Annotated in this window: 13 protein-coding genes; 10 read left to right on the top strand and 3 right to left on the bottom strand. The window is 68.8% G+C overall.

The annotated features are described in order from the left end of the window. A partial coding sequence (locus tag AC3WRI_RS29590; RefSeq protein WP_492294627.1) for an iron-sulfur cluster assembly protein occupies positions 1–73 on the bottom strand: 73 nt, incomplete at its 3' end. A gap of 340 nt (positions 74–413) precedes the next feature. Between AC3WRI_RS29590 and AC3WRI_RS29585 the strand changes: the two genes are divergently transcribed. From AC3WRI_RS29585 to AC3WRI_RS29540, 10 genes are all read left to right on the top strand, one after another. Continuing rightward, on the top strand, positions 414–1,052 hold the full coding sequence (locus tag AC3WRI_RS29585; protein ID WP_010813856.1) for a YiaD family glycine zipper/OmpA-like lipoprotein: 639 nt from the start codon (positions 414–416) through the stop codon (positions 1,050–1,052). Positions 1,053–1,341: 289 nt separating this feature from the next. Then, positions 1,342–3,402: a methionine--tRNA ligase gene (metG, locus tag AC3WRI_RS29580; RefSeq protein WP_492294625.1), complete on the top strand. Its 2,061-nt coding sequence runs from the start codon at positions 1,342–1,344 to the stop codon at positions 3,400–3,402. 354 nt (positions 3,403–3,756) lie between these two features. Continuing rightward, positions 3,757–7,083, top strand: coding sequence for an acetyl-CoA carboxylase family protein (locus tag AC3WRI_RS29575; protein WP_010814893.1), 3,327 nt, complete (start codon positions 3,757–3,759; stop codon positions 7,081–7,083). 46 nt (positions 7,084–7,129) lie between these two features. Continuing rightward, entirely contained in the window at positions 7,130–8,863 is a 1,734-nt protein-coding gene (locus tag AC3WRI_RS29570) for an AMP-binding protein (RefSeq protein ID WP_011615924.1), read from the top strand. 121 nt (positions 8,864–8,984) lie between these two features. Continuing rightward, positions 8,985–9,776: an IclR family transcriptional regulator gene (locus AC3WRI_RS29565; RefSeq protein WP_010814895.1), complete on the top strand. Its 792-nt coding sequence runs from the start codon at positions 8,985–8,987 to the stop codon at positions 9,774–9,776. 59 nt (positions 9,777–9,835) lie between these two features. Further along, positions 9,836–11,437 carry an ABC transporter substrate-binding protein gene (locus AC3WRI_RS29560; protein WP_010814896.1) on the top strand — a complete coding sequence of 534 codons (1,602 nt, stop codon included), beginning with the start codon at positions 9,836–9,838 and terminating at the stop codon, positions 11,435–11,437. 69 nt (positions 11,438–11,506) lie between these two features. After that, on the top strand, positions 11,507–12,418 hold the full coding sequence (locus AC3WRI_RS29555; protein ID WP_010814897.1) for an ABC transporter permease: 912 nt from the start codon (positions 11,507–11,509) through the stop codon (positions 12,416–12,418). Further along, positions 12,411–13,304 (top strand): ABC transporter permease, encoded by an 894-nt coding sequence (locus AC3WRI_RS29550; protein WP_439670960.1) that lies wholly within the window; start codon positions 12,411–12,413, stop codon positions 13,302–13,304. The genes AC3WRI_RS29555 and AC3WRI_RS29550 overlap by 8 nt, the downstream gene beginning before the upstream one ends. Next, entirely contained in the window at positions 13,301–14,347 is a 1,047-nt protein-coding gene (locus tag AC3WRI_RS29545) for an ABC transporter ATP-binding protein (RefSeq protein ID WP_010814899.1), read from the top strand. Before AC3WRI_RS29550 ends, AC3WRI_RS29545 begins: the two co-directional genes overlap by 4 nt. Positions 14,348–14,363: 16 nt before the next feature. Then, on the top strand, positions 14,364–15,329 hold the full coding sequence (locus tag AC3WRI_RS29540; protein WP_010814900.1) for an ABC transporter ATP-binding protein: 966 nt from the start codon (positions 14,364–14,366) through the stop codon (positions 15,327–15,329). Positions 15,330–15,344: 15 nt separating this feature from the next. On the opposite strand, the gene bamE is transcribed toward AC3WRI_RS29540, so the two are convergent. Together bamE and AC3WRI_RS29530 are read right to left on the bottom strand one after the other, a co-directional pair. Next, positions 15,345–15,893: an outer membrane protein assembly factor BamE domain-containing protein gene (bamE, locus tag AC3WRI_RS29535; RefSeq protein WP_492294623.1), complete on the bottom strand. Its 549-nt coding sequence runs from the start codon at positions 15,891–15,893 to the stop codon at positions 15,345–15,347. A 43-nt stretch (positions 15,894–15,936) separates the two neighbouring features. Continuing rightward, positions 15,937–20,009: translocation/assembly module TamB domain-containing protein (locus AC3WRI_RS29530; RefSeq protein ID WP_492294621.1), on the bottom strand; the 4,073-nt coding region annotated here is incomplete at its 5' end.

Genomic DNA, 20,009 nt, shown 5'->3' with positions numbered 1-20,009 from the left:
CCAGGTCCTTGCCCGTATTGGGGTCGATGACGGTGCGCAGGGCTTCGGTGACCTGCTCAGTGCTGACGCTCAAGACAAACTCCGCTTCGATGATTTGGGGGGACTGGCGCATGATGGCCTGCGCCTAATGTATCAAAGTATGCAGCACCGGCCATGAACGCCGGAAATCCGCGCGCAATACCCTGCATAGGGTGTGGGATTACAGACATTTACAAATCTCACAAGCTTGCACTTGTGCGCGCGCCGCCATATCCATATTGTAGTGCGGTTGGACGGCCCGGTACGCCGGCACCGCAGGCGGTGCCCGGGCCGGCCGGGCCCGACGCGTACAAAGGGTTACCTGCCGCTAGCCTTGGCGTTACCATCGCGATGCGGTACCAAGAACATTTACGGGAACATCAGAAGGAGAAAGCATGAAGATCAAGCTCGTTACTGTCTCGCTCACCGCTGCCACGCTGCTGGCCGCAGGTTGCGCCACTGAACAGCAAACCCATACGGCAGTCGGCACCGGCGTGGGCGCCGCGGTCGGCGCCGGGCTTGGCAACCTGATCGGCGGCAATACCACCGGCACGCTGGTGGGCGCGGCAGTGGGCGGTGCCATCGGCGGCGCAACCGGCTACAACTGGAACGCCATCCGCGGCAAGCTGAACAAGGACACCGCGGGCACGGGCACCCAGATCACCGAGCAGCCGGATGGCACGCTCAAGGTCAACATCCCCAGCCAGGTTACCTTCGATACCGACAGCGCCACCATCAAGCCGTCGTTCCGCTCGGTGCTCGACCAGGTCGCGCAGACCCTGGGCCAGCACCAGGACGTGAGCGCCAACGTGGTGGGCCATACCGACAGCACCGGCAACCCCAACTACAACATGCAGCTGTCGCAGCGCCGCGCCCAGAGCGTGGCCGGCTACCTGGGTGATCGCGGCGTCGCACGCAACCGACTGACGGCCGAAGGGCGCGGGCAGTCCCAGCCGGTTGCGGACAACGGCACTGAGGCCGGACGGGCACAAAATCGCCGCGTCGAAATTTTTTTGAAACCAATTCAAGGATGACCTAGTCATAGAAACAGGTGCCGCTTGCCACCGTTGCTGGCTCGCGATGGGTGGCTGACCTCCCGGGCGGTACCTGATTTCTCCTCCTTTTCCGTTGTGGAAAGCTGCGCCGGTTCTGACCGGCGCTTTTTTTTGGCCGAACGGATCCGTGGGTTTCGCCATTCCGCCATGCGGAACCGGCGCGCAGGCGCTGGCCAGTTGCTAAAATAGCCCCTTCCCGGCACGCGCCCTCCCTTCCTGGCTGGCGCCGTCCCCCTGATATTTCCCCGCTCCTGACCGGCTCCTGTTTATGACCGCACGTCGCATCCTCGTCACATCCGCCCTGCCTTATGCCAACGGCCAGATCCATATCGGCCACCTGGTGGAATACATCCAGACCGATATCTGGGTGCGTTTCCAGCGCATGATGGGCAACGAGGTCTACTACGTCGGCGCCGACGACACCCACGGCACGCCGGTCATGCTGCGCGCCGAGAAGGAAGGCATCACACCCAAGGCACTGATAGACCGCGTCTGGACCGAGCACAAGCGCGACTTCGACAGCTTCCTGGTGTCGTTCGACAACTACTACAGCACCGACGCTGAAGAAAACCGCGAGCTGTGCGAAAAGATCTACCTGGCCCTGAAGGCCGAGGACCTGATCGCCGAGCGCGAGGTCGAACAGTTCTTCGACCCGGTCAAGAACATGTTCCTGCCGGACCGCTTCATCAAGGGCGAGTGCCCCAAGTGCGGCGCCAAGGACCAGTACGGCGACTCGTGCGAGGTCTGCGGCACCACCTATGTGCCGACCGACCTGAAGAACCCGTATTCGGTGGTGTCCGGCGCCACGCCGGTGCGCAAGTCGTCGGCCCATTACTTCTTCAAGCTGTCCGATCCGCGCTGCGAGACCTTCCTGCGCGAATGGGTGGCCGACCTGGCCCAGCCCGAGGCCGCCAACAAGATGCAGGAATGGCTGGGCGCCGAGGGCGAGGCCTCGACCCTGTCCGACTGGGACATCTCGCGCGATGCGCCCTACTTCGGCTTCGAGATCCCCGGCGCGCCCGGCAAGTACTTCTACGTGTGGCTGGACGCCCCGATCGGCTACTACGCCAGCTTCCAGAACCTGGCCGCGAAGAAGGGCATCGACTTCGACGCCTGGGTCGGCCCGCATTCGACCGCTGAGCAGTACCACTTCATCGGCAAGGACATCCTGTACTTCCACACGCTGTTCTGGCCGGCGATGCTGCGCTTCTCGGGCTACCGCACCCCGACCAATGTGTTCGCCCACGGCTTCCTGACCGTGGATGGCGCCAAGATGAGCAAGTCGCGCGGCACCTTCATCACCGCGCAGAGCTATGTCGACACCGGCATGAACCCGGAATGGCTGCGCTACTACTTCGCCGCCAAGCTCAACGCGAGCATGGAAGACCTCGACCTGAACCTCGATGACTTCATTGCGCGCGTGAACAGCGACCTGATCGGCAAGTACGTCAATATCGCCAGCCGCGCCGCGGGCTTCCTGGTCAAGCGTTTCGAAGGCAAGGTCGACGAGGCCGCGCTGGCCCACCCGCTGCTCGAACAGCTGCGCCAGGCCGCACCGCAGATCGCCCACCTCTATGAAGCCCGCGAGTACAGCAAGGCGTTGCGCCTGGTGATGGAGCTGACCGATGCGGTCAACGCCTTCGTCGACACCGAGAAGCCGTGGGAACTGGCCAAGGACGAAAACAAGCGCGCGGCGCTGCATGCGGCGTGCTCGGTCTCGCTGGAAGCCTTCCGCCTGCTGACGGTCTACCTGAAGCCGGTGGTGCCGAACGTGGCTGCCGGCGTTGAGCGCTTCCTGAACGTCGAGCCGTTGGACTGGCGTGCCATCGACAAGCAGCTGTTGGCCGCCAGCCCGGTGCAGGCCTACCAGCACCTGATGACGCGCGTCGATGCCAAGCAGGTCGACGCGCTGCTGGCTGCCAACCGCGAATCGCTGCAGGCAACCGCGGCGCCGGCCGCCGCGGGCGCGGCGATCGAGCCGATCGCCGACACCATCACCATCGACGACTTCGCCAAGGTGGACCTGCGCGTCGCGAAGATCGTCGAATGCCAGAAGGTGGAAGGTTCGAACAAGCTGCTGCAGCTGACGCTGGATCTGGGCGAAGGCCGCACCCGCAATGTGTTCTCCGGCATCCAGTCGGCCTACACGCCGGAGCAGCTGGTCGGCAAGCTGACCGTGGTGGTGGCCAACCTGGCCCCGCGCAAGATGAAGTTCGGCGTGTCCGAAGGCATGGTGCTGGCTGCGTCTGCGGCGGATGAGAAGGCCACGCCGGGCCTGTATATCCTGGAACCGCACGAGGGCGCGGTGCCGGGCATGCGCATCGGCTGAAGCAGGGCACTCATTGCCGTTCCCCTCTCCCGCTGGCGGGAGAGGGCGGCAAACCCGCGGTAACGCCATGTTCCGCGCGTCCCATCGGTAGCGATCCAAGGCCAGCCGGGCCTCTGGATCGACCCGCCACACCGCCCGAGATTCTGCAATGCAGAACAGAACGGGCAGCACCCCTCCTCCCCCTCGCTCGCGCGCTATGCACGCGCGGCATGTCATACATGGTTCTGGCGCATCGCGCTTGTGACCCCTGGACGAGCCGCGTAGATTCCACCTCGCAGAATCACAAACCAAAAAACAGAAGCCGGCCACGCAACGCTGCTTGCGCGACGCCGCTTCGCATGGAAGGGGACATTTGTGAAGAAGCTCCTGATCGCCAATCGTGGCGAGATCGCGTTGCGCGTGCAGCGCGCCGCACGAGACCTTGGCATCGCCACCGTGGCGGTCTATGCCACCGACGACGATGCCAGCCGGCACCGCCTGCTGGCCGACGAAGCTGTCGCGCTGCAGGGCCAGGGGGCCGCTGCCTATCTCGACATTCCCGCCATCATCAGCGCAGCGCGCGCCACCGGCTGCGACGCCATCCACCCTGGCTATGGCTTTCTCAGCGAGCGCGCCGACTTTGCCAGCGCTTGCGCAGCCGCGGAGATCATCTTTGTCGGCCCCGAGCCCGAGCAGCTGGCCCTGTTCGGCGACAAGGGCCGCGCGCTGGCGCTGGCCGCGCGCTGCGGCATACCGGTGATGCCCGCCACCGCGGGCGGCGCCACGCTCGATGCGGTGACCGCATTCTTCGACGAACAGGACGGCGCCGGCGTGGTGCTCAAGGCGGTGGGCGGCGGCGGCGGGCGCGGCATGCGCGTGGTGCGCGAGCGCGACGCGCTGCCCGAAGCCTATGCGCGCTGCCGCTCCGAAGCACGCTCGGCCTTCGGCATCGATGCCATCTACGCCGAACGGCTGGTGGCCCGCGCGCGCCATATCGAAGTGCAGATCGCCGGCGACGGCCACCATGTGATCGCACTGGGCGAGCGTGACTGCACGCTGCAACGCCGCTTCCAGAAAGTGGTCGAGATCGCGCCCAGCCCGGCGCTCGATCCCGCGCTGCGCCGGCGCATTGTCGATGCCGCCTGCACGCTGGCGCGCGAAGCGCGCTACCGCAGCCTGGGCACGTTTGAATTCCTGGTCGAAGAGCCCGAGGACGGTGCGCGCCGCGATGGCGCGGCCCTGCCCTTTGTCTTTATCGAAGCCAACCCGCGCCTGCAGGTCGAGCACACCGTCACCGAGCAGGTCACCGGCGTGGACCTGGTGGCCGTGCAGCTGGGGCTGGCCGAAGGCCGGCGCCTGGCGGAACTGGGGCTGGACCCGCAGCACCCGCCGCGCGTGCGCGGCTATGCCATCCAGGTGCGCGTGAATGCCGAGGCCACCGACGCGCAAGGGCTGGCACGTCCGGCACAGGGGCGGCTGGAGCGTTTCGATCCGCCCACCGGGCCGGACGTGCGCGTCGACACCCACGGCTATACCGGCTATGCACCGTCCGCGCATTACGACACGCTGCTGGCCAAGCTGATCGTCACCTCGGCCAGCGACAACTTCGCTGACGCAGTGCGGCGCCTGCAGCGCGCGCTCGGGGAATTCAATATCGGCGGCATCGTCACCAACCTCGACCTGCTGCGGGCGCTGGCCGAGCGCGACGACTTTGCCAGCCAGCACGTGCATACGCGCTATATGGAAGCCGCGCTGCCCGCCCTGCTGGAACGCGCCGCGCAGATTGCGGCGCAGGACGCGGCGCGGCAGGCCCTCGCAGGAGGCAGCGCCCCCAGGGTGGCGGCACCTTCCAGCACGGCAAGCTTCGAGGAGCGACTGGGCGAGGGCCTGTGCGCGGTGCGCGCGTCCATGAACGGACGCGTGATCGAACTGGCGCGCGAGAACGACCTGGTCAAGGCCGGCCAGACCGTGGCCGTGCTCGATGCGATGAAGATGGAACATGCCATCGTGGCCGAGCATGCGGGCCGCGTGATCGACCTGCGCACCGCTTCCGGCGAGCAAGTCGCCGAGGGCCAGGTCATGCTGGTGCTGGAGCCTGCCGACGCTGGCGCCCATGCCGATGGCGAGGCCGAGCACACCGACCCGTCGGCGATCCGCGCCGACCTGCAGCGCGTGCTCGACCGCCATGCCTTCCTGTACGACGCGGCCCGCCCCGAGGCCGTGGCACGCCGCCATGCGCGCGGCCAGCGCACCGCGCGCGAAAACGTCGACGACCTGTGCGATGCCGGCAGCTTCCGCGAATACGGCGGCCTGGCGCTGGCGGCACAGGCCAGCCGGCGCAGCGAGGCCGACCTGATCGCCAACACCCCTGCCGACGGGCTGATCACCGGCACCGGCGCCGTCAACGGCAGCCTGTTCGCACCGGAGCGCGCGCGCTGCGCGGTGCTGGCCTACGACGCCACCGTGCTGGCCGGCACCCAGGGCAAGCGCAACCATATCAAGACCGACCGCATCCTGGAGGTGGCGCTGCGGAACCGGCTGCCCACGGTGATCTTTGCCGAAGGCGGCGGCGGCCGCCCGGGCGACATCGACTTCCCCACCGTGGCCGGCCTGTACCAGCCTTCGTTCGCCGCCTTCGCCGAGCTCAGCGGCGAAGTGCCGGTGGTGGGCATCGCCTCCGGGCGCTGCTTTGCCGGCAATGCCGCGCTGCTGGGCTGTTGCGACCTGATCATCGCCACGCGCAACGCCAATATCGGCATGGCCGGCCCGGCCATGATCGAGGGCGGCGGCCTGGGCGTGTTCCGCCCCGAGGATATCGGCCCGGCCACGGTGCAGTACCACAACGGCGTGGTCGACCTGCTGGTCGACGATGAGGCCGACGCGGTGGCCGCGGCCAGGCATTACCTGTCGATGTTCCAGGGCCGTGTCGACGACTGGCAGGCGCCTGACACGCTGGCGCTGCGCCAGGTGGTGCCGGAAAACCGCCTGCGCGTCTACGACACGCGCGCCGCCATCGCCGGCCTGGCCGACGCGGGCAGCGTGCTGGAACTGCGCGCCGGCTTCGGCACCGGCATCCACACCGCGCTGGCGCGCATCGAAGGCCGGCCCGTCGGCATTCTCGCCAACAACCCGCGCCACCTCGGCGGCGCCATCGATGCCGACGCCGCCGACAAGGCCGCGCGCTTCATGCAGGTGTGCAATGCGCACGGGCTGCCGATCGTATCGTTGATCGACACGCCGGGCTTCATGGTGGGCCCGGAGGTCGAGGCCCGCGCCCAGGTGCGCCATGTGTCGCGCATGTTCGTCGCCGGCGCCAAGCTGCGCGTGCCGTTCCTGGCGGTGGTACTGCGCAAGGGCTACGGCCTGGGCGCGATGGCGATGGCCGCGGGCGGCTTCCGCGCGCCAACCTTCACGGTCTCGTGGCCAACCGGCGAATTCGGCGGCATGGGCCTGGAGGGCGCGGTGCGGCTGGGCTTCCGCAAGGAGCTGGAAGCGCTGCCGGCCGGCCCGCAGCGCGATGCGCTGTACCAACAGCTGGTGGCGCAGATGTACGAGCGCGGCCATGCCATCAACGCCGCTGCGGCATTGGAGCTGGACGCCGTGATCGACCCCGCCGCCACCCGCCAGTGGGTGGTCAGCGGGCTCGAGGCCGGTGCCGCCAATCCCCAGCGCCCGATGCGCACCTTCGTCGACGCCTGGTAGGCGCGGCGGCGGACAGAACCAGAGCGAAAGCAAGAGGAGACAGCAGATGAACGAACAGGCGTTCTTCGAGGACCTGGAAGCCCGGCATCGCAAGATCTGGCCCGCAGGCCTGCCCGACGCACCGGTCTACCCCCATGGCGAGGCCCCGCTGGGCGACTACCTGCGCGCGTGGGCGCGCAAGCGCCCGGACCACGCCGCGCTGGTCTGGTACGGCACCACCGTGACCTATGCCGAGCTCGACAACCTGTCCGAGCGCTGCGCCGCGCTGCTCAAGGGCCGCGGCGTGGGCGCGGGCGACCGGGTAGCGGTGATGATGGGCAACTGCCCGCAGTTCCACGTGGTCTTCTACGGCATCCTGAAGCTGGGCGCGGTCTATGTGCCGGTCAACCCGCTCTTCAAGGAACAGGAGCTGGTCTACGAACTGAACGATGCCGGCGCCACCACCGTCATCGTGCAGGACCAGCTTGCGCCGCTGCTGATGTCGGTGCGCGCGCAGACGCGGCTGCGCACCGTCTACACCACCAGTGCCGGCGCGATGTTGCCGGCACAGCCGGACCTGCCGCTGCCAGCGGGCCTCGATGCGCCCCCGCTGGCCGTGGAAGGCACCATCGACCTGCTGCAGGCACTGCGCGACACCGCGCCGGTCGCACTGCCCCCGGTCGACATGGACGCGCTGGCCGCACTGAACTACACCGGCGGCACCACCGGCCTGCCCAAGGGCTGCATGCACACGCAGCGCGACATGGTCTACACCGCGGCGGCTTCCTACGCGCTCACCGGCGGTGTCGATGCGGAACGGCTGGCAGAAGGCTCCGGCGACGTGATGCTGAACTTCCTGCCGATGTTCTGGATCGCGGGCGAGAACCTCGGGCTGATCTATCCGATCTTCAGCGGCGCGACCGTGGTGCTGCTGGCGCGCTGGGACCCGGTCGCGGTGATGGCCGCGATCGAGCGCTATCGCGTCAACCGCACCTTCGTGGTGGTGGACAACGCGGTCGAGCTGATGAACCACCCCGAATCCGGCCGCTACGACCTGCGTTCGCTGCAGCACACGCGCGCCGCCTCGTTCATCCGCAAGATCACCCCCGACATCCGCCAGCGCTGGCACGCGCTGACCGGCAGCATCATCGCCGAAGGCGCCTGGGGCATGACCGAGACCCATACCAGCGACACCTTCACCACCGGCATGCAGGACGACGACATGGACCTGCGCGGCCGCCCGGTCTTTGTCGGCCTGCCGGTGCCGGGCACGCGCATCAAGATCTGCGACTTCGACACCGGCGCGGTGCTGCCGGTCGGCGCGGAAGGCGAGATCGTGGTCAGCACGCCGTCGCTGTTCAAGGGCTACTGGGGCCGCCCCGACGTCGATGCCGAGGTATTCCGCGACGGCTGGTTCCGCACCGGCGATATCGGTGCCTATGACGAGGCGGGCTACCTGCATTTCCTGGGACGGCGCAAGGAGATGCTCAAGGTGCGCGGCATGAGCGTGTTCCCGTCCGAGCTGGAGGTGCTGCTGTCGCGTCATCCGGCGGTGCTGGGCTCGGCGGTGGTGGGCCGCCCCGACCCGGACAAGGGCCAGGTGCCGGTGGCCTTTATCCGCCTGCGCGCCGAGCACGCCGACGGCATCACTGCCGACACGCTGCATGCATGGTGCCGCGAGCAGATGGCGGTCTACAAGGTGCCCGAGATCCGCATCCTGCCCGAGTTCCCGCTGACCGCCACCGGCAAGGTGCGCAAGGTCGAGCTGCAGGCCTTGCTGGATACCGAGGCCGGCGGCTGAACGGGACCGCTGTCGGGTAGTACCGCCGCACCGGACCAGGACGCCGCGCGCACGTCCCGCACGCCTGCGCGTCGAGCAAGCGCGGCTGGCGTGCAACGGCACAACGAGGGAGCCAACGGTTATGCAGGACCGATCCACCGGCAATGCCTTCAAGGAAGACCGCCACTTCGTCACCGCGCTGGCGCGCGGGCTGGAAGTGCTGGCCTGCTTCCGCACCAGCGACCGCGTACTGGGCAACCAGGAAATCGCCCGGCGCTGCGGACTGCCCAAGTCGACCGTATCGCGCCTGACCTCCACCCTGACCCGGCTGGGCTATCTGGCGCAGGCCGAAGGCAGCCACAAGTACAGCCTGGGCACGGCCTGCCTGCGGCTGGGCAGCGCCATGCTGTCTCGGCTGGACATCCGCAAGGTGGCGCGACCGCTGATGCAGGAGCTGGCGGACTTTTCCGGCGGCACGGTGTCGCTGGGCACGCGCGACCGGTTCTCGATGATCTATGTCGAGCACTGCCGCAGCTGCGCCGCGATTGCGCTGACGCTCGATACCGGCTCGCGCATTCCGGTCGCCACCTCGGCCATCGGCCGCGCCTGGCTGGCGGTGGTGCCGGACGAAGAGCGGCAGGCCTTCATGGAACAGGTGCGCGACGTCGACGACATGGCGTGGCCGCGCCTGCGCCAGGGCATCGAACAGGGCCTGGCGGACCACCTCACCCTGGGCGTGACCTGCTCGATGGGCGAGTGGCAGCCAGACGTCAACGGCATTGCGCGCGGCTTCGAGCCCGGCCATGGCATGCCGCCCATGGCGATCAACGTGGGCGGACCGTCGTTCCGGCTGTCCCCGTCATTCCTGCTCGACGAGGTGCGCCCGCGCCTGCTGGAGGTGGTACGCCAGCTGGAAGGCAGCTTCCCGCGCTGAGCGCATCCGTTGTTCACACCAACAGCGCCGCCACGAGACGGCGCAACAGGAGGAGCACCATGCAAGTAAAGTTGACCGACGCCGCCCGGCGCCGCCTGCTGGCCGGCATGCTGGCCGCCGCCACCATCCCCGCGGCCCAGGCCGCCCCGCCCTCGCCGGCCACCGGCAGCCTCACCGTCGCCTTCGGCGCGGAGTCGACCACGCTCGATCCGGTCAAGATCTCGGCCGGCGTCGACCACTACTTTGTCGGCCAGATCTTCGAGATGCTGGTGCGCCGCAATGCCGCGCTCAAGGACGAGAACTGGCTGGCGGAGAACTGGAAGCTGGAAACCGGCAAGGACGGCAAGCCCGTGCTCGACGTGCAGCTGCGCAAGGGCGTGCGCTTCCACAACGGCGACCCGCTGACCTCCGAGGACCTCGAGTTCTCCTGGCAACGCCAGCGCGACCCCAAGAGCAGCTTCTTCTCGCACTATGTCTCGTCGGTCGAGCGTTTCGAGATCGTGGATGCGCACCGCTTCAGGCTGCATTTCAAGGAGCCGGATGCGCAGTTCATCGTCGGCAACATGCAGCTGTGGGCCATGCCCAAGAAGTACATCCAGAAGGTCGGCGAAGAAGAGTTCGCCCGCAAGCCGGTCGGCACCGGGCCATGGAAGTTTGTCTCGCGCACGGTCAAGGACGAGCTGAAGCTGGAAGCCTTTGACGGCTACTGGAACAAGGAGAAACGGCCCGGCGTCAAGGAGCTGACCATCAAGGTGATTCCCGAGGACCTGACCCGGGTGGCGGCCTTCAAGACCGGCAAGGTCGATTTCATCGACAACGTGCCGCCTTCGATGATCGAGGAATTCAAGAAGATGCCCGGCGTGAAGACCGTCACGCTGGTGAGCGGCAACAACCTCTTCCTCAATTTCAATACGCAGATGCCGAAGTCGCCGTTCAACGATGTGCGCGTGCGGCAGGCGGCCGCGCACGCCATCGATGTCGACGCCATCATCAAGCGCGTGCTGTTCGGCCAGGGCGAGCGCTATGCGCAGGTGGGCAAGGAGTCGAATGGCTACGACCCCGAGCTCAAGCCCTACGCCTTCGACCAGAAGCGTGCGCGCGAGCTGCTCAGGCAGGCGGGCTACCCCAATGGCTTCGAGACCCCCTGCTACAACCTCACCACGCCGCGCGAACCTGGCGTGAAGGAAGTGGGCGAAGCCATGTATGCCTACCTGAGTTCCGTGGGCATCCGCTGCCAGGTGCGCAACCTGGAGTACGGGGCCTGGATCAGCCTGGGCAAGCGCGGCCGCTCGGGCCCGCCGGAGATGGACGGCGTGCTGAGCTGGATGTGGTCGCAGGGCCTGCCCGGCGACCCGGGCCTGGCCTGGTCCGGCCATTTGCACAGCTACCAGGGCGGCGGCGGCTGGGGCACTTATTCCTACACCAGCGACCCCGAGGTCGACGCGCTGCTGGAGAAGCAGCGCCAGACCATGGACCCCGCGGCGCGCACCGCGCTGCTGCGCCAGATCGCGCGGCTCAAGCAGGAGCGCGTGCTGGGTGGCCTGCCGACCTACCGGCCGCTGGTGACCTTTGCCTGGCGCGACAACAAGATCGACTACGTGCCCTGGCCCATCCGCGACTACTGGCGCTCGTTCCAGGAAGTCAGCTGGAAGCAGCGCTGATCCGCCGCCGCGCCCGGCGCCCGTGCCGGGCGCGGCATTCCCGCTGACGAATCTCCGACGGAGCCTGTCATGCCTATTGCAAAACGCGTGCTGCACGGCCTGATCAGCATCCTTGGCGCGAGCGTGATCATCTTCCTGATCTCGCGCCTGTCCGGCGACCCGCTTGCCTTGCTGCTGCCGGCCGACGCGCCGCCGCAGGTGATCGAGGCAACGCGCCGCCATCTCGGCCTGGACCAGCCCCTGGTGGCGCAGTACCTGGTCTTCCTCGGCCATGCCGTCACCGGCGACTTCGGCAACTCCTACCGCTGGCAGGAACCGGCACTGGGGCTGATCCTGGAGCGGCTGCCGGCCACGGTGGAGCTGGCGCTGGCCGCGCTGGGCTTCTCGATTGCGATGGCGGTGCCGTTCGGCGTGCTGTCGGCGGTCTACCGCGGCTCCTGGTTCGACCGCTTTGCCAAGGTCTTCGCCATGCTCGGCCAGGCCATGCCCAACTTCTGGGTCGGACTGCTGCTGATCCTGTTCTTCGCGGTGCAGCTGAACTGGCTGCCCGCGTTCGGGCGCGATTCGTGGAACAGCCTGGTGCTGCCCGCGATTGCGCTGGGCTGGTATCCGGTGGCGGCGCAGACCCGCGTGGTGCGCTCGGCCATGCTGGATGTGCTGGACAGCGACTACATCCGCATGGGCCGCGCCATGGGCCTGCCCGAGCGCGTGCTGATCTGGAAGTACGCGCTGCGCAACGCGGCGATTCCGCTGGTGACCATCCTCGGCGTGTACTTCGCGGCGATGCTGGGCGGCGCCTTCGTGGTCGAAGTCATCTTCGCCTGGCCAGGCGTTGGCCGCACCGTGGTCGAGGCCGTGTTCGCGCGCGATTTTCCCGTGGTGCAGGCGGGCGTGATGCTCACCTCCGTGCTGTTCGTGCTGTCCAACCTGCTGGTCGACCTGAGCTACGGCCTGATCGACCCGAGGATCCGCCATGCCTGAGATCGCCGTTCCTCCCGCCAGCGCCACGGCGGCGCCGGCCCGCAAGCGCCAGCGGCGTGACCTGGGTGGCCTGCCCTGGTTTGCGCTGGCAATCTTCCCGGTGCTGCTGGTCTGCGCCGTCGGCGGCGAGGCGCTGCTGCCGCACGACCCCAACGGCCTCGACCTCGGCCTGGCCTTCCAGCCGCCGGCCTGGCTGGAGGGCGGCAGCCGGGCCTATCCGCTGGGCACCGACAACATGGGGCGCGATCTGCTCTCGCGCATCATGGCCGGCACGCGCATCTCGCTGGTGGTCGCGCTGTACGCCATCCTGATCTCGGGCGGCATCGGCACCGCCGCCGGCATGCTGGCCGGCTACTTCGGCGGGCGCCTGGACGCGCTCATCATGCGGCTGGTCGATATCCAGATGTCGATCCCCGCGCTGGCGCTGGCGCTGGTGCTGGCCGCGGTGCTGGGCCCGGGCTTCAACACCGTGGTGCTGGTGATCGTGGTGACCTACTGGACCTGGTACGCGCGCATCGTGCGCGGCGAGGTGATGTCGCTCAAGCAGCGCGACTACGTGGCGCTGGCGCGCGTGGCCGGCTGCGGCACGCTCACCATCTTCCGCCGCCACCTGCTGCCCAACCTGCTCAACACCCTGCTGGTGCTGGCCACGCTGCAGGTGGGCCAGGTGATCATCTTCGAGGCCTCGCTCAGCTTTCTCGGCCTCGGCATCCAGCAACCCGATGTGTCGTGGGGGCTGATGCTGGCCGATGCGCGCAACTACATCACCAACGCGTGGTGGGCCATCACCATGCCCGGACTGGCCATCATGGCCACCTGCCTGGCGTCCAACCTGCTGGGCGACTGGCTGCGCGACCACTTCGACCCGAAAAGGAGGCAGCTATGACCGGCCCCGACCCGCACGTGACGCAACGCCCGTCGCCAACGCCCGCCGCCGGGGGCTCCCCCCGCGGCGCGCCCATGCTGTCGGTGCAGGGGCTGACCACGCACCTAGGACTGCGCCGCGGCACGGTGCGCGCCGTGGACGGCGTCGACCTGCATGTGCATGAAGGCGAGACCCTGGGCGTGGTGGGCGAATCCGGCTCTGGCAAGTCCATGACCATTCTGTCCATCCTGCGCCTGCTGCCGCGCCAGGGCGGCGTGCAACTGGGCGGCAAGGTGCTGCTCGATGGCGTGGACCTGCTGCAGCTGCCCGAGAAGACCATGAGCACGCAGTACCGCGGCCGCAAGATCGCGATGATCTCGCAGGACCCGCTGACCTCGCTGAACCCGGTCTTCACGGTGGGCGACCAGGTCGGCGCGCCGCTGCGCTACCATGGCCGCGCCGACAGCCGCGAGGCGCGCCGGCGCCAGGTGGTGCAGGTGCTGGACAGCGTGCGCATCCCCTCGCCCGAGACGCGGCTGGACGACTATCCGCACCAGTTCAGCGGCGGCATGCGCCAGCGCGTGGTGACCGGCATGGCCATTGCCAGCGCGCCGCGCCTGCTGGTGGCGGACGAACCCACCTCGGCACTGGACGTGACCATTCAGGTGCAGATCATGGCGCTGTTCCGCAAGATCCAGGCGCAGACCGGTGTCGGCATCATCCTGATCACGCACGACCTGGGCGTGGCGGCCAGCATCTGCCACCGGGTGGCGGTGATGTACGCCGGGCGCATTGTCGAGACCGGCGATGTGCGCACGCTGTACCAGCGCCCCGCCCATCCCTACACGCAGGCCCTGCTCCAGGCCATTCCCCACTTCGGCGAAAAACGCGAGCGGCTCTACGCCATCCAGGGCAGCCCGCCCAGCCTGATCGACCCGCCGCACGGCTGCCGCTTCGCGGCGCGCTGCCCGCACCGCAAGCCGCTGTGCGATGACGCCTATCCCCCCGAGATCGAACTTGAATCCGGCCACAAGGTCAGCTGCTGGCTGGCTTCGGCCGGCTAAGAACCCAGGAGGCGCCATGCTGCTCGAAGTCGAAAACCTGAAGAAGCATTTCCCCGCGCGCGGCGGCGGCACGGTGCGCGCCGTCGACGGCGTCAGCTTTGCCGTGGATGCCGGCCAGACCTATGCGCTGGTGGGCGAGTCCGGCTGCGGCAAGACCACCATCGCCAGGCAGCTGCTGCTGCTTGAGCGCCCCAGCGCCGGCACCATCCGCTTCGACGGCCAGGACGTACTGGCGCTGGACCGCAAGGGCGTGCTGGGCTACCGGCGCCAGGTGCAGGCGGTGTTCCAGGACCCGTCGTCCTCGCTCAATCCGCGCCTGAAAGTGGGCATGCTGCTGGCCGAGCCGCTGCTTGCGCACGGCCAGGGCGGCGACCGCGCCGCGCTGCGCCGGCGGCTGCTGGAGCTGCTGGAGATCGTCGGCCTGCCGCCCGGCGCGCTCGACCTGTACCCGCACGAGTTCAGCGGCGGCCAGCGCCAGCGCATTGCCGTGGCGCGCGCGCTGGCGCTGCAGCCGCGGCTGATCGTGCTGGACGAGCCCACCTCGGCGCTGGATGTCTCGATCCGGGCGCAGATCGTCAACCTGCTGTCCGATATCCAGCGCAGCTTCGGCCTGGCCTATGTGGTGATCGCCCATGACCTGGCGCTGGTGGAGCACTTCAGCTCGGCCGTGGGCGTGATGTACCTGGGCAATATGGCCGAAAGCGGGCCCAGCGCCGCGGTGTTCAGCGCCCCGCGCCACCCCTACACGCAGGCACTGCTGGGCTCGGCGCCGCGGCCCGACCCCGACCACCAGCCGGCCGAGGGGCTGATCCTGGGCGATATCGGCTCGGCGCTGAACCCGCCAGCGGGCTGCAAGTTCCATCCGCGCTGCCCGCGCGCGGTGTCGGCCTGCGCCACCGAGATCCCCCGCATGCTGCGGCTGGACCCGGCCGCCGGCTCAGCCGCGCCGGCGCACGTGGCCGCCTGCCACCTGCTCCATTGACCGCCGGGGCACGCGTCAGCCGCCCTGCATCTTCGACGGATCGTCGCTGCGCGAGGTCGTGGTGACGGTGCCGTCGCTGTTGAAATGCACATTGAAGAAGGCCTTGTCGGTGGCGGTCTCCATCCAGCGGTAGCCCCACACCTCTTCCTTCTTCAGCGCAAATGCCTCCACCTTGGTGGGCTTGCCCAGCAGGCGGCGGATATCGTCCTTGCTCATGCCGGCGCGCACGCGTGCGAAGTTCTCGGCTGACAGCACCTGCTCGATCTTCGCGACCTTGCCATCGGCGCTGATGGTGACCATCCAGGTAGTGGTGCCCTCGGGGCCGCGCGGGTATTCCAGCCGGCGCCCGCCGTCGGCCTCTTCCCAGACGATCTCCGGCTTGCCGGCCTGGCGCCGCAGGTCTTCCTCGGTGGACTGGCCGGGGACGATGCCCTTGAACAGCTCGCTGTCGGGCTTGATCGCGTTCCAGGTGTTGCGGGCGGTGTCGCCCGCCTTCTTCATGGCTTCATCGACCTTCTGCTGGTCGCAGCCGAACAGCGCAAGCAAAGAGGCAAAGAGTCCCATGGCGGCAAGGCGTCGCGGCGACGCGAAAGTGGAGGGGCGCACGTCAGCGGCGCACGGGTTCGGCGACGGCTGCCGAGGCTGCCTGTGCCGCGCTGTCGGGACTGGTTGGCTGGCTCTCATCCTGCTGGCTCCTTCTGGTGTCGCTGCGACCCGAGGTCCCGCTGAACAGGTTCGCCCAGCTGTCGAAGCGGCGGTTGAACAAGACCGACAAACCGTTGATGGACCCGCCCTTGGCAATCAGCGACCAGCGCCGTGAAAACTGCCAGGTCAGCTTCACCACGTTCGAGGCCGATGTCAGGCTTTGCTCATAGCCTACCGACATACGCTCGGTAATGGCCTTGCCCATGCTGACCACCTGCTGGTCATTGAGACCCGCGGTGCTGGGCCCGATCGAGAATTCGTCGATGCCGAAATGCTGCACGATGCCCTTGCCGGCCTTGCCGCCGATCATGCCCAGCGCCGCGCCGCCCAGCGCGGCGCCACCCAGCTGGCGCTGCTGGCCGGCACCGGCGCTTTCGGCGCCGTAGCCGAACATCAGCCACGAGAGCTTATCCTCATCCGGCACATTGGGTTCCGACACCAGCCGCACGCGCGGCAGCCGCACCGTTCCGGTCACCTCCACGCCCGCCTCCACTTCCTGGTTGCGGCGCATGGCGCGAATGTTCATGTTCGGGTTGTCGATCGGGCCGTTGAAGTTGATGATGCCGCGCTCGATGTCCAGCTTGCGCCCGAAGGCTTCATAGGTGCCGTCGGTCACGCGCACCGTGCCGGTGGCCTTCATCGGTACCAGGGGTTCGCTCTTGACACCCATCTGGCCGGCCAGCAACAGGTCCGCGCCCGCGCCCCGGAAGCGGAAGTTGTTGCCCAGGTCCACGGTCAGGTCGATCACCGGGCTGAACTTGCTTGCCGGCTTGGTCTCCGGCGCCTGCGTGGCGGCAGTCTTAACGGCGCGCTGGTCCTTGCGCCGGATCACCACCACATCGTCGCCCAGCACCGGCGCGCCGGCCTTGGGCAGGTCGAACAGGCCGCGGTCGACATGGATCTTGCCGCGGATCACGACCTGCTTGTTCTCGTTGGCGATGGTGGCGTCGCCCGAGACCACCAGCGTGCGCTCGGGGCTGGCGAACAGCTGCAGCTTGTCGGCGACGATCTTGCCGGTCAGGTTGGGATCGGCCTCGCCCAGCTTGACGTTGCCGGTGGCCGTGATCTTGCCGTCGCCGCCGTGGAATTCCACGTGCTTGAGCTCGACCGTGTTCTGGTCCAGCACCACGCGCACAGTGCCGTCGGTCAGGCGCAGGCCCAGGTCGTACAGCGTGACGGCGAGGTTGTCGCCGTCGACGGTGCCGGTCAGCAGCGGCGCGCCGATCGTGCCGGCCAGGCGCATCGCCGCGGCCAGTTTGCCGTCGAAAGCGTACTGCGGGCCGGTCAGCGCTTCCAGCGATTTCAGCCGCGGCACGTCGACGGTGACCGTGCCGCCCAGGGTCGAGGCCGGGCCCACGGTCTGCAGCCCCTGCTCCTGCACCAGTCCGGCGGAGGCGTCCACCACCACCTTGCCGATGCGGCCCGACACCATGCCGCCGCGCATTGCGATACGGTTGCCGCCGGCGTCGGCGCGCAGGCTGGTCTCGCCCAGGCCGAGCGTGGTGAAGCCCCGGCCGGCGTTGACCGAGAGGTCGCCGCTGCGCCGGCGCAGTTCGGCAAAGCCGGTCGCGGTCTCGGCCAGCGCCAGGTTCCAGCGGCCGTCGATGACCAGGTCGGAGCGCACCGGCGGCTTCTCGCCGGTGATGGTTTCCATCAGTTCCAGCACATGGCCCACCTGCAGGCCGTCCAGGCTGCCCGCGCTGCGGATGCGGCCGTGGTCCCAGTCCAGGCTGTCGATGGTCAGCGTGGCGCGGTCCAGCAGCAGGCGCGCCGCGCCCAGGCGCACCCGCTGGTCGGCCACCAGCAGTTGCGTCGGCGCGGCCAGGCGCAGGTTGACGGTGCCGCGCTCTTCCAGCGTGCGGATGGTGCCGTTCCAGCCGTCCTTGCCCTTCCACGCGCCCTGCCCCGCCAGCGCCAGCTGCAATGGCCGCTTGTTCAGGCTGCCGGCCGCCTTGACGTCGAAGGTATGGTTGGCCTGGGTGCCGTCGAGCGTGGCGTCGAGCGTGCTCAGGCTGGCCTGCGGGCCGCGGTAGTCGCGCGCGGCCAGCTGCACCGAGAGCGGGCCGTCCAGGCCGCCGCGCACCTCGGCGCGGCCGCTGGCGCTGGCCACCTTGTGCGGGCCCACTTCCAGCGCCTGCGCGTTGTAGTCGGCCACCACTTCGGGTTTCTTCAGCGTGCCGGTGATGGTGGCGTCGAGCTTGAGCTTGCCGGCCACGCCAAACTTGAGCCGCTCCAGCTGCGGCGCATCGACCGCCAGCTTGAGCGCATCGCCGCGCGCGCCGAAGCTGCCGCGCAGGTTGGCCTGGTTGCCGGCCATGCTGAGCGAAGCCTCGCTCGGCAAGAGCCGCTCGTCCGCCAGGCGCACCTTGCCGCCGCCGGTCATCGGCAGGCCCGCGTATTCGCTCTCATGCACGGCGAAATCCAGCGCCACACCGAGTTCGGGCGCGATCTCGCCGGTCGCGGTGAAGTCCGCATTGATGCGGCCGGCGGCAACCTTGGCCAGGCGCGAGGGATCGAACGAGGCCAGCTTGCCCTTGAAGCTGAACGGCTGCTTGTCCTTCAGGCCGAGCTTGCCTTCCGCGGTCAGCAAACCCGGCCCCACCGCGGCGCGCAGCGTGGCCAGCGTGAGCGCCTCGGCATCGATGCTGGCATCGGCGAAAAGCTTGAGCGGCCCGCCCGACAGGTCCAGCGCCACGCTTTGCCGGCCCGGCTCCATCCGCACCACCACCGGGCCGGACAGGCTGGCGCTGGTCAGCGAGCCATGCAGCGCGGCCGGGTCCAGCCTGCGCACGTCCAGGTCGAAACCGCCACGGCCGCCGCGCAGCGAACCGCCGCCGGAGATCTCGGCCTTGCCGGCCAGCGCCACGCGCAGGTCCGAGACGGCCTGTGCCATCTCGCTCAGCTCGACATGGGCGCGCACCGACTGCACCGGCAGCCGCTCCTTGTCCAGCGGACCGGCTTCCAGGTTGCTGATCTCGATGTCGCCGGCGACAGCCAGCGGTGCGGGCGCAGGCGCGGCCGCAGGGGCGGATGCGGAGACCCCCGATGCCGCCGGGGGGGCCGATGCCGACACGGCGCTGGCCGCCTGCGCGCCGGCAGCCGCCGCCACGCCGCCCACCGGCCGCAGTTCGGCATGCACGGTCAGGTTGGCCTGTGGCGCCGACGGGCTGAACAGGCGCGGGTTGATGCGATCGCCATCGACCAGCAGGTGCGTGAACGGCACCTTGCCGAACGGCGTCAGGTCGACGCCGGCGCGCAGGTGGATGCGGTCGCCGCTGGCCTGCAGCTCGGCTCGCAGCGCGTCCAGGTTGCCCTTGGCGGTGGCGTTGACGGCAAAGGACTCATCCTGCCAGCTGCTCTCCAGCAAGGCTTCGGCGCTGAGCGCAAACGGCGCGCGTGCGCCCAGCTGGGCGTTGGCCGCCAGCTTGCCGTATGGTGTTTCCAGCTTGTCCACGCTGACGCGGTGGCGCTGGCCGTCGCTGTGCAGCGCGCCGGCCAGGTTGCTGAACACCATCGGCTCGGCCGTGGGCGCCGTGCCCTGCAGCAGCGACAGCCGCTCAAGCGTCAGCGAATCGACATCGATGGCCAGCGGCAGTTCGAGCGAGGTGGGCTTCTGCATCGGCTCGGTGCTCGGCTCGGACGGGCCGAGCTTCACTTCGGCCTTGCCAATGCGCAGCCATTGCACGTGCAGGCGCCGCGCCTGCCAGCCGAGCACCCAGTTGCCATCCACGCGGTCCACCGCCACGCGCGTCTGGCCGCTGGCGAACACCACGTCGCGCAGGCGCAGGCCGTGCGCCACGGTGCCGCCTTCCAGCCGGCCGCTGAGCATGCCGGCCGACAGCCGCGTGGCCAGCGTCCACAGGTGGCGGGTGCCGGTCTCGGTGCGCAGCGCCGCCACGCCCGCCGCCGCCAGCGCCACCATCAGCAGCAGCAGGATGCCGACCAGCCAGGCCAGCACGCGCCACAGCCGCGGCC

The sequence above is a fragment of the Cupriavidus sp. FW305-27 genome (genome assembly GCF_058787995.1).
This window is presented reverse-complemented; position numbering and strand designations above follow the sequence as displayed.